The following is a 17196-nucleotide window of genomic DNA, read 5'->3' as shown; positions in this document are numbered from 1 at the left end:
ATCAATTAAAATGACTCTAATGAAGCTGAGGAGCGCTTCTACAGCAATAATGTGTTTAACTTTTTATTAAACATAATTATCAATTAAAATGACTCTAATGAAGCTGAGGAGCGCTTCTACAGCAATAATGTGTTTAACTTTTTATTAAACATAGTATTTTAATGACTCTAATGAGCTTGAGGATAAGCCTCTACAGCAATAATGTGCTTAACTTCTTAATAAACATAATTACTAACAAAATGATTTTAATGAGATTTGAGGAGAAGACTTATAAACAACTTATTCAGAAGCTTTTCTCCGAAAAAAAGTTATCGAGAAGCTGATTATTTAAATCTTTTCTCGATAACCCTAATTAATATTTAATCTTCTAATGTAAAACTCTTATCATTAAGTTTAAAATTGCCTTTTAATCCATCTGTTAAGTATACCTTTGAGTCTTTAGTTACGAAAATAGCTTCAGCTCCTTGTGACTTAACAAATTCCTTACCTTTATCTATTCCCATACAGAAGGATTTTGCCAAAGCATCTCCATCTATAGATTTATCTGTAACTATTGTAACACTAGCTAAATTATTATCTACTGGATATCCTGTTGAAGTATCTAAAATATGATGATATCTTTTTCCATCTTGTTCAAAATATCTTTCATAAATACCAGATGTAACTATTGTTTTGTTAACAACTTCTATGGTTGCTAAGTATTGACCTCTTTCGGTGTTAGGATTTTGTATTCCTATCTTCCAGTCATCACCGTTCACTTTTGATCCAAGTGTTAATATGTTTCCACCTAAATCTATTATCGCATGTTCCACTCCATTTGCTCTTAAGACCTCTGCAACAGCATCTGCAGCATAACCTTTAGCTATTCCTCCAAGATCTAGTTCCATTCCTGGGTTTTTAAGCATAACTTCTTTTGTATCTTCTTTTAATAATACATTTTCGTAATTCACCAGTGGGCGTTTACCATCAATCTCTAATTTTGCAGGTACCCTTGCATGATCTGTATTGATTCCCCAAAGCTTTACTAATGGTCCTATACTTATATCAAATACGCCTTTCGTAAGCTCACCATAAGACTTACCTTTTTGTATTACATAAAAAGTATCATCTGATACCTTAACATACCCTTTTCCTGAATTTCTATTTACCTCAGATATCTCACTTGTTTCGCTACTAGCATTCATCCTGCTATCAACTTCTTTTAAAACATCAAAAGCTTTATCTAGTACCGTTTCTGGAACATCATCATATATTGTTACTTTACATGGTGTATCTAATAATATATCGCTTTTAGATATTGGTTGAAAATCTGCTTTTTTATTACCACAAGATATTAAACCTAAGCTCATAATTAAACTTAATCCAAGTATAAAAAAGGACTTTGTTTTTCTATTCTTAATCATTTTATTCCTCCGTATAATAATAACTTTAGTTATTTATCTTTTGTTATTTTAACACAACCAACTCAAATTTAGAATTGGTTATCTATAATTAATATGTTACAATATATTAAATTTAGCAGGAGGAGGATTTATTATGCATTTAACGAAAATTCATCATATTGCTATAATATGTTCAAATTATGAAGTGTCTAAAAAGTTTTATACTGAAATATTAGGACTAAAGGTTATTCGGGAAGTTTATAGGGAAGCTCGTGATTCTTATAAACTTGATTTGTCAATTGGTGATAGTCAGGTAGAACTATTTTCTTTTCCAAACTCTCCTGATAGACCAAGTTATCCTGAAGCCTTGGGTTTAAGACATTTAGCATTTGAAGTTGATAATATAGATGAGGTTGTTTCTGAACTTAAATTCCATAACATAGATGTTGAACCTATACGTATTGATGAGCTTACAGGAAAAAGGTTTACCTTCTTTAGTGATCCTGATAAACTACCTATTGAATTATATGAAAAATAAATTGTCTGAATATTCTTGACTTCTTGTTTTATAAACTATACAATAGAATAAATATAAATAATTAAAGACTGTGATGAGGAGGAGTATATATACTCTGGAAATAAAGAAAGGGAATGTTGATGAAAATTTCCCATGAAGGATATATAGAAGGTAGCCTCGGAGTTGTTAATGGAAATGTAAAGAGTAGAGTTAAACGGAGTCCCACTGTTAAAAGGGAAGTAGTATCGGTAATAGATTTATTAACCTGTACTATATTAAGTGTGTATTTTTATATACAAATCAAGGTGGTACCGCGGAGATATAATCCTTCGTCCTTATTATTTAATAATTAGGACGAGGGATTTTTTATTTTATTATAAAGGAGATTTTGATATGAAATTAAATGGGGCACAAATAACTATCAAACTTTTAGAATTACATGGTATAAAAACCATAGCAGGTATTCCAGGAGGAGCAAATCTTCCTCTATATGATGCTTTATATGACAGTAATATTACGCATATACTCGCAAGACATGAGCAAGGAGCTGCATTTATAGCTCAGGGCATGACACGATCTACAGGAGAAGTTGCTGTGTGTTTTGCTACTTCTGGACCAGGGGCTACTAATTTATTAACTGCTATAGCAGATGCAAAGCTAGACTCTATACCAATAATTGCAATAACAGGTCAGGTTCCTTATTCTGCTATAGGAACTGATTCATTTCAAGAGGTTGATACCTATGGTTTAACTATTCCTATAACCAAACACAATTTTCTTATAAGATCTATTGATGAACTATTTTCTATAATACCAGAGGCCTTCAGACTTGCTAAGGATGGAAGACCAGGGCCTATAGTTATTGATATACCTAAAAACATTCAAACTCAAGTAATAGAAATTGACTGTTTTCCTAATTTAGAAGTTAAAATAACAGATGACAAAGCTACTACCCATGGTGTTTCAGAATCAGTTGATTTAATTCAAGCTTCTAAAAAACCTATTTTATATATAGGAGGAGGTATTGTTAATTCAAATTCTTGCTCTGAAATATATGAGCTTTCAAAGAAAAATTCAATACCTGTTACCTTAACACTTATGGCCTTAGGGTGTTTTCCTTGTGATGATCCTCTTTATCTTGGAATGCTTGGAATGCACGGAGCTAGATACACCAATATGTTGTTAAATCAAGCTGACTTAATAATAGCCTTAGGTGTAAGATTTGATGATAGAGCTGTTGGTAATGTAACTAAATTCTGTCCTAACGCTAAAATAATTCACATCGATATTGATGAATCAGAAATAAATAAATTGAAACAAGCTGATTTATCTTTAGTAGGAGATATAAATTCTTTCATAAAGGCTTTAACCGCTGTTATACCTAATAATTCAAGAGAAGAGTGGCTAAATATTATTGAGGATTTTAAGCCTAAGTTTCCACTAGCATTACCAAAAAAAGAAGATATATTTCATCCCATGAATATAATAAAATATGTTTCATCAATAGTAACTAAAGAGGCTATAATATCCACCGATGTAGGTCAACATCAGATGTGGGTAGCTCAAACTTATCCTTTTAACAAACCAAATACCTTACTTACTTCTGGTGGGTTAGGTACCATGGGGTTTGGGTTACCAGCTGCTATAGGTGCTGCTTTAGCTAATGATGACAAAGAAGTTATCTGCTTCTCTGGAGATGGCTCAATACTTATGAATATCCAAGAGTTAGCCACCTTAAAAGACTTAAACCTAAACATTAAAATAATAATCCTTAATAATGGAAGATTAGGTTTAGTAAAACAACAACAACAACTTTTTTATAAAGAACATTATATAGCCTCTAAATTTATATCCAATCCTGATTTTACTTTAATATCTAAGGGGTTTGGAATAGATTCCTGTGATTTAAGTAAAGAGGATAATCCTATGGATAAGCTTAAAGAAGTATTGTTAAAAACAGGTCCATATTTAATAAACATCCCAATTGACCCTACATCAAATGTATATCCTATGGTTCCACCAGGAGAATCAATTGACAAAATGGTTGGAGGTGAAAGTTATGCACAATAATGATATTGAATTCATACACGATAATAATATTAATTTCTTACACAATAATAATAGTCACATTGTTATAGAATTGTTAGTTAATAATCATCCTGGAGTGATGTCTCATATAACTGGTTTATTCTCAAGACGGGCATTTAACCTAGAGGGAATATTGTGTGGTTCTATTGGTGATGGTTCTAAGAGCAAAATGTATCTATTAGTGAAAAATGATACATTTTTAGAACAGATAATTAAGCAGGTAAGAAAACTTCATGATGTATTAGATATTGAGGTTTATGAGGACTATGATGAGAGTATTTTTAGAAATCCTGAAAGATTTTTAAATATTGAATAAATATTAAAATATAAAAAGGTGAACAATTATTTAGAAATATCTAAATTGTTCACCTTTTTATGCTTAGTATACAAGCATAATTATACCCATTTTTAACCTACACTTTCCTCAAAGTATATGTTAGAAAACTCAACATTCATCGTCTCTACCAATCTATTCTCCATTAAATTTCCAACGTCTACATTTTGTTCTTCAGTTTGTATATCAGGAAGTGAAACAATAAATCTACTGCCTTCCCCTTCTTTACTTATTACATTTATATCTCCACCTAATGCATTGACTAATAACTTAACAAGACATAATCCTATTCCTGTCCCTTCAGAATTTCTAGTTAACTTATTATCTGCTTGACCAAACCTATCAAAAATTATCTTTTGTTTGTCTTTTGCTATACCTACGCCTTCATCTCTAACTTCTAAAACAACCTTGTCCTCTTTTTGATATATCTTTAAATATATATTTTTACCGGCTTCAGTAAACTTGATAGCATTAGATAATAAATTAAGAAGTATTCTTTCATATTTTTCGTCATCAAGTGCTATTATTTTTTCATTAAAATCTGATAAAAAGGATAGTTTTATACCCTTTTTCTCCGCAAATAAATTTACAGACTCAGAAATAACTTTAGTAACTGAAACGATATCTAGATTTGTTCTATTGAGTTTAAGATAACCTGAATCAGCTTTAGTTATATCTAGAAGGTTATTAACTAATCTTAATTGTTGCAAAGCTGACTTATTTATCTTATTTATATATTTAATAGAAGTAGGTGATAAATCACTTTTACATATAGCTTTTATTAACTGAATTGCTGAGGTTATTACTGTAAGTGGCGTTCTAAACTCATGGGATATAAAAGAAAAGAAATCCTTCTGCATAATTAATATCTTCTCTAACTCCTTTTTCTGAGCTATCTCTGGAGTAACGTCTACTAATACCAATATTATCTCTTCTATTTCGCCCTCTTCATTAAGTATAGGATTATATATAATATTCTCATAGTAAGTTTTATTCCCCTTAACTATTTCACTATTTTTAATAAACACTGCTTTTCCTGTGTCTTTTATATCATCTACTACTAACAAATGTTCTTTTAGTATCTCCTCTGGAGTTATTCCAGTCTTAATTAAATGCTCTGATGCCGTTTTATTATATCCTATTACCTTATAGTTTGGGTAAGATAGTCTCCATATAGGCAATTGAAGATTATCAATTAAATTGAAAAAATTATCTCTTTGTTGTTTTAATTTCTCTTCGTAATATATACTATCTGAATACCCTTCTGATTCACTTATTAATTTAAAATTATTATAAAACTCTTTTGCTTTTTTATTTAAAAAAGTAATATTATTATTGCTATCTAAAAAAACTAACCCTTGTGAAACATCTTTAATAATATCTGTTAATCTATTTAATTTATCTTTATCGGCTTTATCTTCATTACTATTTATTTCCTTAAAAAAATAAATAACTTCTTCCTTAGATAACTCAATTTTACTAATTTCAATTTGTTTTAACTCGCTATTTTTAGTTGTTAATTTAGCCTCATTGCAACCATACTCTTCATAAATCTCTAATACTTCAGCTACTCTCTCTATACTGTTCCCAATTAATTCATCCATATTGTAGCCAGTTAATTTTTCGAAAAAACCATTACCTCCGATTATATTATTATGGTAAGTAATTAAATATGGAGAATCTGTGTTGCTAGCCTTTAAAATACCCTTCAAAATAAACATCTCCTATCTCATAAATTGTTCTACATTATATATTTTTCTACTTAACTTTCTCAAGATAAAAATGCTTTATCCTTAATTAAAACAAATTTGATTTTACCCAAAATCAATAACAGCTATTTAGTAAAAATTTGTATTAAATGAATCAACTATTCTAATATTACCATAATTATCATATTAATTTAATTATATCCTTAAATTAATTTAAGAAATATAAAAACTGCTTTAAAATAGCTCTTATATCTATTTTAAAGCAGTTTATTGTCATACTTTTAACCTTTAATGTCATATCCAGTATTTTCTATACATATTTTTATTTGTTGTCTAGTTGCAGGTTCATTAAACTCTACTTCTACTGTACCTCTATTAATGTCTACTTCAACTTCCTGAACTCCAGTTATTTTATCCAATGAATTACGAAGTTTAGTTCTGCTTTCAGAGTTTACAAGTCCCGAAACATCATAGTGAACTTTTTTCATAACTAGTCTCCTTTCTATAATACTAATATCTATTAGTATTATAGAAAAAACTTCTTTTATCCTAGTATATTATTGTTAACTTTTTCTTTTTCTAGTTTATATAATTTTAAAAATGCTAAACTTGATATAAATAATACTACTCCACTTAATGTCCATCCAATTGATATTGAATATTGTCTCGAAATATATCCTATACCTATAGAACCTACCATTCCTCCAAACTTCATAAATAATGATTCTAAAGATAGTAGCGTTGCTCTATTATCACTTTTAACTTCATTATTAAAAAGCGTATAATAAGGGGACTCTGACATTCCATTCACTGAATAAAGAACTAAATAACCTATGGCAAATCCTATAATATTATTTTGAAATGCCAAAATTATAAATAATATTCCTAAAACACTTCTTAGTATTATAAGAAGCTTTGCTAGATTATTATCTACAAGCTTACATATATAACTGGATATATAGCTTCCTAAAGCTCCTGCTAGAAAATATCCACTACTTAAAACCCCTAATATTAAATCACCACTCTCTAAACCTACAATAGTTTTTACCTTCGGTTGCCAAAAAGCTTCTAATCCTGAAAAACCTATTCCCCAGGCAATAGCCGTAAGCAATAATAAAAATATATATTTATTTTTTATTCCTTCTTTCACTGAGCTTTTTAATATATTGGGAAGTGTCTTAAAACTTTTTAGTATATTTCCTTTTTTAACTTCATGACCATTTTCTTTTATAAGAATTATTGTAAGCACTATATGAATTAATAATAATACGATTTGAAAAATAAAATTAGCTGAATATATACTTAATCCTAATTTATTACTAATTATATTTCCTAAAGTCATAGGTAAAATTCCCCCAATGACCGAGCTTAATGCTAAAGATATTAATGTTGATATTTGAATCTTAGCTAATGCCTTTTGAAGATTTTCCTCAGGATATTTTTCTTTAAATTCATCTACAAACCAAGCGTCTATTGTCCCCGAACACAATGCCTGAACCACTCCATTAATTGCAGCTACTAAAACCAATAACTTAAATGAGCTCACAAACATAAATAGAAAACTACATATTAGTGAAGCTGTCATTGCTATCATATACACACGCTTCCTACCTATAGCGTCTGACATTGCTCCTGAAGGGAGTTCCATTATGATTACCATAGCAGATTGAATAGAAATCAATAGTCCTACTTCTAAAAAATCCAGACCTTTATCTAAAAGAATCATTGTAATTACTGGTATAGTTAATCCCATTATGAGCCAATGGAAAACTCTATTAACAATATAAATTTTAATAAGTTTATTGTTTTTCATCTTAATTATCCCCCCGTTGTTTTGATGTTTTTATTGTATAATGTAGCCTTAACACCATATCAATAGGGTATTTTTTAAGTTTATAAACAAAAAAAGTGTAAACCATTGGGTCTACACTATCTTTTTCCATGAAATATAAAGAAGTAAACTTTTTCGCCTTTTTGGAAGTAAGGTTCATATATTCCACCTTCATCAACTAAGTCAGATACAATTTCATTCCTCTCTTTATATCCAAGGCTATTAATACTATCTTTAATGAAACTTTTATTAAAGTTTTTTCTATAGCACCCCTTAACATCACTGTTTTTATTAAAATTTTTAAATACTATATAAGAACCTATTAGTTCAGATTTCTCTTTGATATATCTCTCTAAAGAATTAAGCAAAAAATTCTCATGTTCAAAACCATAGTTGCTACTACCAGAAATATCAAATAGTACATCTATTTGATTCTCTTTAATAGGTAAGTTTAAAAAATCTGAACATATAAAAACAATATTTTTCTTTTCCTCTGCTTTCTCTAAAGCTGATTTTAAAAATCTATGTCTATTTATATCATGATCTACAGCTATGTAAGTAGATGTAGAAGGAATATGTTCATACATTCTTCTTAAAAAAAATCCTAAACCTGATCCTAATTCTAACATTGTTTTATTTTCATATTCCTCAAGATTTATATTTTTATATAATATTTCATGACCTTTATACATATTATCTAAATAATTAGAGTTTGTGTTATTTATATAGTCAATAATTCTTGTTTGCTTAATTTCTTCAAATTCTTGTTGAATGGTATCTACTATTAATATCCCATCGTCTATTAAATATTCTTCTCCACAATCACATTTAAGCTTTCCATTGATAACTTGGTTATTTTCTATAATGCCATCAACTAGTGAAAGATCTCTCCTGCACTTTGCACAGCATAGGTTAGATAGCACTTTTATATCAATACCTATCTTTCTTTTAGCCATAGTGCTTTTGCTAGATATCTCAGATATTTTTTCTTCCAGCATACCTTTATTTTTCAAAAGCAGCTCTATTTGAGAATCAATTTCTTCATATTTATTCTCAAATATTTCTTTATAGTATTCATTTTCTTCATATTGAGTTAAACTTGCAAGCCTCTTATAGTAGAATATAGACTTAATTTCTTTTAGCTCAAAACCCATAGACTTAAATATGAGTATATCTTCTAAATCCTTTTGACAGGCTTCATCAAACTCATATTGAGTTCCATTTTTGCTAGGCAATATCAAGTCTAAGCTCATGTAATGTCTAATAGTATCTATGCTTAACTTATTTAACTCTGAAAACTTCCCTATTTTCATCCTAAATCACTTCTCTAATTTTTTATTTTTTATTATTTGCTTAACCATATATATTATAAGTCTTATAATTATATATATTATAAAAATATATATAAATCCCAAAACACCTGCAACAACATCTGCAAACTCCATATTACCTCTTTTAGTAATCTTTTGTCCTATCTCAATCCCAAATACTATAACAAGTAACACTGTAAATGTATATATAAATGATATAACTGTTATACTATATTTCGCTATCCATTTAAATAAAGAATGGGTTATTGCAAATATAATTATACCTATCACTCCTATAATTATAAAATGTAACTGTTTATCATTAAACCCCCATTTTAGTTTATCAGTTATTACTTCTAAAAAATCATGTAAATTATTTACCATTTCCATTAGTATCTTAATTATTTCTGTCACTAACTCTCACCCCTTTATTTATTACCTAAGTATTATTTAAACCAATTTAAATGCATTAACCATGTCACTTAAGTTTTCTGAAGAATATTCTAATACTCCTGTTGCTTGTTCCAATTGTTTTATTTCTTTTAGTATTTCTTGAACTAACTCTAAAGATTTTTCACTGCTACTTTCACTATTTTTAGTATCCATCTCTAGCTTGTCAGCAATTTCACTAGTACTTATTAATACTTCATTTATGCTAACACTTTGATTATTAGTTATTTCTGCTATTGATTTCATTTTTCCATTTACGTAAGTTATATCTTTTTGAATTTTATCAAAAGTGGCTATAGATTCCCTTACCCCTTCTGTAGAACTACTAACTTTATCATTTATTATATTAACATTGTCGAAGGCAGTCTTTGTCTCAGTTTGAACAGAAGTTATTAAATTAGCTATTGAGCTTGTAGCTTCACCTGTTTCTGACGCTAACTTTGATATCTCATCTGCTACTACTGCAAACCCTTTTCCTACTTCTCCTGCTCTTGCTGCCTCTATTGTAGCATTTAAAGCAAGAAGTCTCGTTTGTTTGCTTATTGAGCTTATAACATTTATAACTTCATTTATTTCCACAGAACTATTCTGAAGCAAATTGATACTATCAACTGTTTTTTTCATAGTTTCTTCTAACTCATTCATAGATTTTAATACTTCTTGTGAATTTTTATTTGCCTCTAATGAGTGGTTGTTTGTGTTAGCCGTCTTTTCTGCTACTTCACTTAACAGGCTGTCCATCTCTTGAATTGATGATGATATAACCGTAAAACGATCTTTTGACATTTGAAAAACTTCATTTTGACGTTGTGAATTATTCAATAAAGTTCCTACTGTATTTTCAATTACATTCATGCTTTTTTTAAGTTTTTTTGTTAATGATGATACTACTCCTGTTGACTCTTTAGCATCTTCTGATGCCATACCCATCCTTTTAACCATTACCATCTGATTATTTATAAACTTATTGAACCATCTTGATAATTCTCCTACTTCATCAGAAGACAATTTTTTTACTCTCTTAGTAAGATCCCCTTCACCTTCTGCTATATCTTGAAGAAGTTTTATAGTGTTATCTAATGGTCTAACTACTAACTTTCTTACTGATATTAATGAAACTAGAGTTATAAATATCCATGTTAATAAGTCACCTATAATTCCAAGTTTACTCCCCATTAATGAAATTACATGTCCTAATATTATTAGTACCCCGATGAAAAAGCCACTATTAATGGAAGTTTAAGCCCTATACTTTTAAAATTATATATCTCAGCTATATCTCCTTAACACATCATTCCCCAAACCTCTTCACAATTTGGAGGATTTATTATTGTTCCTTTCCCTCCAACCATTATATGCCTATAGTCTGGATATCCTGGCCAACAGTCTAGATTTTCTTTATTCTCAATGGTTTTTCTAACACCATCATGTAACCTTCCTGTAGCTGGATCATTAAATATTATCTCAAATTCTGTATGACTTTTTATTTTAACGGCTCCCCATTTAGCCGTTTTAACACCATCTTTTAAATTCTCGCCTAAAGTAAATGTATTATCTTCAAATCTACTTCTAGAAATAGCAGTTCCTGCCTTAATTCCTCTATTTGATTCAATCATAAATAAATAATTATCTCCTGAATCTTTATAAATATGAGTATCCTCATCTTGAATAACTGTACTCATATCATCATTAAGTACTCTTGCACAAAGCACTCTCTTGTTTCCCATAAAATTTTTATATGGAACTGAAAACATCAAGGTAACTTCATCCGCAAACTTCTTTTTAGATAAATCTAACTCCAATGTTTTAGCATCTATATATGGTCCATACATGAGAGGTTTTCCCTCTAGCCCTAATTCATAATTAGGTAAGTACCCCATATCCACTCCCTTATGATTAGTAAAGGTCGAAATATTTACCTTTCCATATTCGTCTAGAATAAATATTTCACAAAAATCCTGTACCTGAGATAGTTTATCCATAAGTGTAGCTAATATTGCTCCATCATCTTCTCTAAATGTGCTTACAAGATCTTTTGTCATTTCTAGCTGAACCCATTTGTCCTTAAACCAATTTTCTAAAGCCTTTTTTCTCCCCTTTGAAATTCCTTCAAATACATTTTCCGAATGATTTTTAAGTCTTCTGTTTAGTAAATAAGCTAATTGTAACTTCATATTTTTGCCCCCATTCCCCAAGTAAGTCGAATTAAATTTCGTTATTATATGTACATTTTCTCCCCAATATTTTTTACCGTTCGACTTTATACCTAATTATAAATCCTCTATTTTCTTACGTCAAATAAACATAAATGCATAGATAATTATTTGTTTATCTAATTATCTAATTACTTACTTACCTAATTACCTCCTTACCTAATTAGATAATTAAGTATGCACTTCTATTCTGTAGGAGATTCTTCTCAAGCTCCATCAAATTCCCTTTAACTTCTGCCCTGTAGAAACTCGCAGAGTTTCATTTAAATTCCCTATCACTTTTATACTGTAGAAACTTCTTCCCAAGTCTCATTAAATTCCTCATCACTTCTACCCCGTAGAAACACTTTATAATAAGGTGTAATGATTTAACACTTTATTTCAATGTGTGTTGATTTAACATTTTATAATAAGGAGCATATAATTTTATATAGTTATATTTATTTCGGGAGGATTTGCTTTGAATTTTTCTAATCCATATCAAGTGCGTCAAGATACTAGTGCTTATGGAACTTCTTTTCCAAGTTCTTTTCCACCCCAACATCAACCCATTCAACCTGGCATAGAGGCTTTAATGACCCCAAGACCTATATTTGATAATCCTAACTATAAAGGAAGTGGTAAGTTAAAGGATAAGGTAGCTATTATAACTGGAGGAGATAGTGGTATAGGTAGAGCCGTTTCTTTAGCATTTGCAAAGGAAGGATCTGATATAGTTATAGTCTACCTCTATGAGCATGAAGATGCTGAAGAGACAAAAAATTTAGTAGAAGCTCAGGGAAGGCGTTGCCTTTTAATTGCTGGGGATTTAAAAAAGGAAGACTTCTGTAAAAAAATAGTTGATGATACCATTAAAACCTTTGGTAAACTAGACATTCTAGTAAATAATGCTGCAATTCAATTCTATAAGCCAAATTTATTAGATATTACAGCAAAACAGCTTGAAGATACATTTAGAACAAATGTCTTCCCTCTCTTCTTCGTAACTCAAGCTGCATTACCTTATTTAAAACCAGGAAGTTCCATAATAAACACAGCCTCAGTAACTGCTTATAGAGGTAATAAGGACTTAATAGATTACTCTTCTACAAAAGGAGCCATTGTATCTTTTACTAGAGCCTTAGCTATAAACTTAGTTTCCCAAGGTATAAGAGTAAACGGGGTTGCTCCAGGTCCTGTTTGGACTCCACTTATTCCTTCAAGTTATCCAGCTGAGGAAGTTGAAAAATTCGGTAAGGATAGTCCTATGCATAGAGCTGCTCAACCGGTAGAATTAGCACCTGCCTATGTTTATCTTGCTTCTGAAGATTCTACTTACGTTACTGGAGAAATAATTCATGTAAATGGTGGCGGTTTTGTTGCAACATAAGTAAAAAAATAAATGCTGAAAATTAATTCAGCATTTATTTTTTATATTTATTTATTTTTTAAAAGTATACTACTTACATACTCTATAGATCTTTCTACTCTTTTTTCTTCTTGTTCATTGTTTAGTGAAAATCTTACTCTTATAGGAAACTCAATATCTATTCTTCCTGTTGATTTTATTAAATCTGATGTACTTAATACCTTCATATTAGTAGCTTTTAAGTAATCTTGAATTATTTCTATAGATTCACCGCTCCATCCGTAAGAGCCAAATGCAACCCCTACTTTGCCCTCTAAATCTATATTTTTTAATTCTTTAAGAACCTCTTCTATATTTCCTATCATATCTCCATATCTTGTAGATGACCCAAGAAAGATTGCATCTGCATCTTTAATAGCTTCTATAGCCTCTTCTTTAGAAACTTTACTTGTATCCATAATATCAGTAGCTATATCTAAATTTTCAAGATATTCTTTAATCTTACCAGCAAATTTTTTGGTATTTGAAGTCATTGTTGAATATAACACTAAGGCTTTTTTGCCTAGGTCTGTGTTTCTACTTAAAACATCGTACATTTGTATATACTTTTTAGCATCTTTTCTTAATATATAACCATGTGAAGGAGCTATAATATCTATATCAATATCTTTTATCTTATTTATCATTTTTTGTACATAGGTTCTATGTGGATGCATTATTAATGAATAATATACTGAAAAATCTTCATCTATATCTTCTTTTGCTAGATCATTAAAATACTCATAATTAGCTATGTGAGTACTAAATATATCACATGGATATAATATCTTATCCTCTTCACAGTAAGTTATCATTGTCTCTTCAGTATGAAGATATGGTGTTTCAAAAAATCTTAGAGTTTTTCCACCTATATCAAGCTTATCTCCATCTTTAACTATCAAGAAATTTCTTTTATGAAGCTTATACATCTCTTTTAACTCATATTCTGCTGGCTCTGTACAAACTATAGTTGCATTTTTAGCTTGAGCCGCAAGGCTACCTAATCCCCCTGAATGATCTGGCTCTGAATGATTTATTACTATATATTCTATTTCCATAGGATCAATCAAAGTCTTTAAGTTTTCCACATACTCTCTTCCAAAACTTATATCTACTGTATCTATTACTGTAGGTTTTTTAGTCTTAAGTAAGTAACTATTATAAGTTGTTCCTTTTGTTAATACTAATCTATGAAATGGAACGTCTCTATCATCTACTTTTCCTATCCAGTAAGTATTTTCATTAAGTTTAATATTATTATTCATATTTAATTCCTCCATATTCATTTACTTATCTTATGAACTAATCTTATAGCCTTGGAAGTTTTAAAAATATGATTCAAATCAAATTTTAAATTTTTCTTCTATAATAATCAAAAGCTACTTCAATATTAAAACCCATTTTCTTATAAAGTTCAAATGCCACCTCATTATTACTATCAACATCTATTAGTATTTCATCTACATTCTTATGTCTTAATTCTATTAATATTAGTTTTAAAACTTGTTTCCCAAGTCCACTTCCCCTATATTCAGGTAATATTCCAAATCCAAATATAGTGGCTTCTGTTTCTTCAATATATACTCCAGCTAGTCCTATACATTCTTTTTTATATGTAACCTTGTATTGTATTCTGTTATCAGCTTTTAAAGACTTCATTATATACCCCTTGGCTTCCTCTTCACTTTCCCCAAAGGACCTTTCGCTGATTTCAACTAATTCTTCTAAATCTTCATCTATTGCCTCTAAAATTTTTATATCGCTATGTTCTGTAGACTCTAGCCCATTTAAATTTCCTACATACTCCATACTGTACTCTGTGAATTCATATTCAGCGTCTATTCCTGCCAAACTATCCTTAGCGGATTCTGGATTAAACTCTAATACAAATAATATTTCGTCTACATCATATTGTCTAAGTTCATTTTCAGCCTCTCTAAGCAGTTCCTTAAAGTAACCTTTTCCCCTATATTTAGGTAGTATAAATCCTTGAATTTCTGCTTCCTCTGAAGTTGGTACAAACATATATAAGAAACCAATGAGTGTTTTATCATCACTGTAATATAAAAAGGTATGATTCATTTCCTGATTAAAGTTCAATGAACTATCTAGATTTATATCTCTAATTATATTGTCATTTTTCTTACATACTTTCTCTATTTTTCTTATCTCTTTGATCAGTTTTTTTTCTAATATTCCTGATTTTCTTTCTATCATAACGCTTATGCTCCTAATACCCTAATACAATTCTTTTAATCCATTATCCGAATTATACTTATTTAAACTTTATTATTAGTATATAATAAAGTTGGGTAAAATAAAAATTATTGATGAAAAGAGGGTAAGCTATGAAGAAAATTTTTTATGAAATTCCTGAAGGTTTCAAAATAGGAGCCTCCTCTTCTGCTTGGCAATCGGAAGGATGGAAAGGAAAAAAAGAAAATCAAGTTAGTTGGGCAGATGCTTTTTATAAAAGTGCTCCTAGCAAATGGTATGAAGGTTATGGACCAACCATTGCTACAGATTTCTATAGCAGGTATAAAGAGGACATTAAATTAATGAATAGTTTAAATCTCCAAAGTTATCGTACTTCTATAGATTGGTCCAGATTTATTGAAGATTATGATAATGTAATAGTAAGTGAAGATGCCTTAAACTATTATAATGATATGATTAATGAACTTATCGCAAACAATGTTCAGCCTATTATTTGTTTAGAACATTGGGAACTTCCTGATTACTTAATACAAAAATATGGTGGTTGGGGAAGTAGAAAGGTAGTTGATCTCTATTTAAGATATGCTGAAAAAGCCTTTGAAGCCTTTTCTGATAGAGTAAAGATATGGTTTACTTTCAATGAACCTGGTGTAGTGCCTAACCTAGGTGTAGCTGAAGCCATATGGTATCCTTATAAAGTTAACTTTAAAGAATCTGTTCAGTGGAATTATCACAAAGTATTAGCTACAGCACTAACTGTTAAACTCTTTAAAGAAAAGGGATATAACAAAGATGGGGGTAAAATCGGCATAATACAAAATGTTGCTCAAGTTTATCCTAGAAGTAATAGCGAGGAAGATATTAAAGCTGCACATATGGCTGAGTTGTTTGCAGATAAAACATACTTAGATCCTTGTATAAAGGGGGAGTTTCCATCCCTTTTATTTGAAACTTTAGAAAAACATAATTGTTTACCTAGTTATACAGATGAAGACTTGGAAATAATAAAAAATAATACTGTGGATATACTTGGAGTAAATTTTTATGGACCAAATAGAGCTAAAGCAAAAGCTACAAAATGGAATGATGAAAATCCATTTAATCCTTCATATTATTTTGATAGCTGGTCTATGCCTGGAGCTACTATGAATCAATCTAGAGGATGGGAAATATATGCTAAAGCTTTCTATGATATAGCTATAAATATAAAAACTAACTATAGAAATATTGAGTGGATGATAATGGAGAACGGAATGGGAGTCCACGATGAATATAAACATAAAGATTTAAAAGGACAGATACAAGATGATTACAGAATAGACTACATTTCTGACCATCTTAGATGGCTATTTAAAGCTATAAAAGATGAAAATGCTAATTGCACCGCCTATCATATGTGGAACTTTACGGATAATGTTTCCCCTATGAATGCTTTTAGAAATAGATATGGTTTTGTTGAGATAGATTTAAGTAATAATAGAAGTAGAAGAGTAAAAAAATCAGGTGAATGGATTAAAAAAGTTATTGATAGAGGCGGCTTTGAATACAAATCCTTTGAAGACGAACTAAAATAATTCTAAATTGGGGCTGTTGCAAAACTAAAGTAAGTTTTGCAACGGTCCATTTTTTATACAAAAAAATGTGAGTTCCGAAGAACTCACATTGATTGTATAATTAATTCATGCAAAAAACAAATCATACAATAAAAATTATAATGAGTTTAATGATAATTTTCAACTTATATTACCATTAAATTTA

General features: G+C 29.6%; 15 protein-coding genes and 1 other annotated feature. Of the genes, 5 read left to right on the top strand and 10 right to left on the bottom strand.

Translation table 11 applies throughout. From position 1 onward, the window contains the following. Positions 1–359 precede the first annotated feature (359 nt). A complete protein-coding gene (locus L1S49_RS21720) occupies positions 360–1403 on the bottom strand; it encodes an FAD:protein FMN transferase (protein ID WP_238907391.1) in 1044 nt (347 codons plus the stop codon). A gap of 133 nt (positions 1404–1536) precedes the next feature. On the opposite strand from L1S49_RS21720, the gene L1S49_RS21715 reads away from it, so the two are divergent. The 3 genes from L1S49_RS21715 to ilvN all read left to right on the top strand — a co-directional run bounded on the left by L1S49_RS21715 (position 1537) and on the right by ilvN (position 4303). Then, positions 1537–1920, top strand: coding sequence for a VOC family protein (locus tag L1S49_RS21715; protein WP_238907390.1), 384 nt, complete (start codon positions 1537–1539; stop codon positions 1918–1920). A gap of 61 nt (positions 1921–1981) precedes the next feature. Then, positions 1982–2239, top strand: a binding site (T-box leader). Between the two features lie 53 nt (positions 2240–2292). Further along, the gene (ilvB, locus tag L1S49_RS21710; protein ID WP_238907389.1) at positions 2293–3969 is read left to right on the top strand and encodes a biosynthetic-type acetolactate synthase large subunit; all 1677 of its coding nucleotides are present in this window, start codon (positions 2293–2295) and stop codon (positions 3967–3969) included. Beyond that, complete coding sequence (gene ilvN / locus L1S49_RS21705; protein WP_275299657.1) at positions 3959–4303, top strand: acetolactate synthase small subunit; 345 nt, start codon at positions 3959–3961, stop codon at positions 4301–4303. The genes ilvB and ilvN overlap by 11 nt, the downstream gene beginning before the upstream one ends. A gap of 92 nt (positions 4304–4395) precedes the next feature. On the opposite strand, the gene L1S49_RS21700 is transcribed toward ilvN, so the two are convergent. The 7 genes from L1S49_RS21700 to L1S49_RS21670 form a co-directional block, all read right to left on the bottom strand. Further along, entirely contained in the window at positions 4396–6033 is a 1638-nt protein-coding gene (locus L1S49_RS21700) for an ATP-binding protein (protein ID WP_238907388.1), read from the bottom strand. Positions 6034–6311: 278 nt separating this feature from the next. Further along, positions 6312–6518, bottom strand: coding sequence for a heavy metal-associated domain-containing protein (locus L1S49_RS21695; protein ID WP_021804160.1), 207 nt, complete (start codon positions 6516–6518; stop codon positions 6312–6314). Between the two features lie 56 nt (positions 6519–6574). After that, positions 6575–7843, bottom strand: a complete 1269-nt coding sequence (locus tag L1S49_RS21690) for an MFS transporter (protein ID WP_238907387.1) — start codon at positions 7841–7843, stop codon at positions 6575–6577. Positions 7844–7959: 116 nt separating this feature from the next. Further along, positions 7960–9174 carry a MerR family transcriptional regulator gene (locus L1S49_RS21685; protein WP_238907386.1) on the bottom strand — a complete coding sequence of 405 codons (1215 nt, stop codon included), beginning with the start codon at positions 9172–9174 and terminating at the stop codon, positions 7960–7962. A 6-nt stretch (positions 9175–9180) separates the two neighbouring features. Beyond that, complete coding sequence (locus L1S49_RS21680) at positions 9181–9585, bottom strand: hypothetical protein (RefSeq protein ID WP_073020076.1); 405 nt, start codon at positions 9583–9585, stop codon at positions 9181–9183. 36 nt (positions 9586–9621) lie between these two features. Next, the gene (locus tag L1S49_RS21675; protein WP_238907385.1) at positions 9622–10797 is read right to left on the bottom strand and encodes a HAMP domain-containing methyl-accepting chemotaxis protein; all 1176 of its coding nucleotides are present in this window, start codon (positions 10795–10797) and stop codon (positions 9622–9624) included. A 107-nt stretch (positions 10798–10904) separates the two neighbouring features. Continuing rightward, the gene (locus tag L1S49_RS21670; RefSeq protein ID WP_238907384.1) at positions 10905–11795 is read right to left on the bottom strand and encodes a cache domain-containing protein; all 891 of its coding nucleotides are present in this window, start codon (positions 11793–11795) and stop codon (positions 10905–10907) included. A gap of 523 nt (positions 11796–12318) precedes the next feature. Between L1S49_RS21670 and L1S49_RS21665 the strand changes: the two genes are divergently transcribed. Beyond that, the gene (locus tag L1S49_RS21665; protein ID WP_238907401.1) at positions 12319–13203 is read left to right on the top strand and encodes an SDR family oxidoreductase; all 885 of its coding nucleotides are present in this window, start codon (positions 12319–12321) and stop codon (positions 13201–13203) included. A gap of 47 nt (positions 13204–13250) precedes the next feature. Here the strand turns inward: L1S49_RS21665 and L1S49_RS21660 are convergent, their stop codons facing one another. Together L1S49_RS21660 and L1S49_RS21655 are read right to left on the bottom strand one after the other, a co-directional pair. Then, positions 13251–14486 (bottom strand): FprA family A-type flavoprotein, encoded by a 1236-nt coding sequence (locus L1S49_RS21660; RefSeq protein WP_238907383.1) that lies wholly within the window; start codon positions 14484–14486, stop codon positions 13251–13253. 85 nt (positions 14487–14571) lie between these two features. Continuing rightward, positions 14572–15438, bottom strand: a complete 867-nt coding sequence (locus L1S49_RS21655) for a GNAT family N-acetyltransferase (protein WP_238907382.1) — start codon at positions 15436–15438, stop codon at positions 14572–14574. Positions 15439–15569: 131 nt separating this feature from the next. Here L1S49_RS21655 and L1S49_RS21650 point away from each other — a divergent pair, with 131 nt between their 5' ends. Continuing rightward, positions 15570–17012 (top strand): glycoside hydrolase family 1 protein, encoded by a 1443-nt coding sequence (locus L1S49_RS21650; RefSeq protein ID WP_238907381.1) that lies wholly within the window; start codon positions 15570–15572, stop codon positions 17010–17012. Positions 17013–17196 lie beyond the last annotated feature (184 nt).

Source organism: Clostridium sp. YIM B02506, from assembly GCF_022324845.1.
Lineage (GTDB): Bacteria > Bacillota > Clostridia > Clostridiales > Clostridiaceae > Clostridium_T > Clostridium_T intestinale.
Note: the sequence above shows the minus strand (reverse complement) of the source record. Positions and strands in the feature narration are given on the sequence as shown.

Coding starts and splice junctions, on each gene's coding strand:
- L1S49_RS21660 (WP_238907383.1), bottom strand. CDS start 14,486: ATGAATAATAATATTAAACTTAATGAAAATACTTACTGGATAGGAAAA.
- L1S49_RS21695 (WP_021804160.1), bottom strand. CDS start 6,518: ATGAAAAAAGTTCACTATGATGTTTCGGGACTTGTAAACTCTGAAAGC.
- L1S49_RS21655 (WP_238907382.1), bottom strand. CDS start 15,438: ATGATAGAAAGAAAATCAGGAATATTAGAAAAAAAACTGATCAAAGAG.
- L1S49_RS21670 (WP_238907384.1), bottom strand. CDS start 11,795: ATGAAGTTACAATTAGCTTATTTACTAAACAGAAGACTTAAAAATCAT.
- L1S49_RS21690 (WP_238907387.1), bottom strand. CDS start 7,843: ATGAAAAACAATAAACTTATTAAAATTTATATTGTTAATAGAGTTTTC.
- L1S49_RS21675 (WP_238907385.1), bottom strand. CDS start 10,797: ATGGGGAGTAAACTTGGAATTATAGGTGACTTATTAACATGGATATTT.
- ilvN (WP_275299657.1), top strand. CDS start 3,959: ATGCACAATAATGATATTGAATTCATACACGATAATAATATTAATTTC.
- L1S49_RS21685 (WP_238907386.1), bottom strand. CDS start 9,174: ATGAAAATAGGGAAGTTTTCAGAGTTAAATAAGTTAAGCATAGATACT.
- L1S49_RS21715 (WP_238907390.1), top strand. CDS start 1,537: ATGCATTTAACGAAAATTCATCATATTGCTATAATATGTTCAAATTAT.
- L1S49_RS21650 (WP_238907381.1), top strand. CDS start 15,570: ATGAAGAAAATTTTTTATGAAATTCCTGAAGGTTTCAAAATAGGAGCC.
- ilvB (WP_238907389.1), top strand. CDS start 2,293: ATGAAATTAAATGGGGCACAAATAACTATCAAACTTTTAGAATTACAT.
- L1S49_RS21720 (WP_238907391.1), bottom strand. CDS start 1,403: ATGATTAAGAATAGAAAAACAAAGTCCTTTTTTATACTTGGATTAAGT.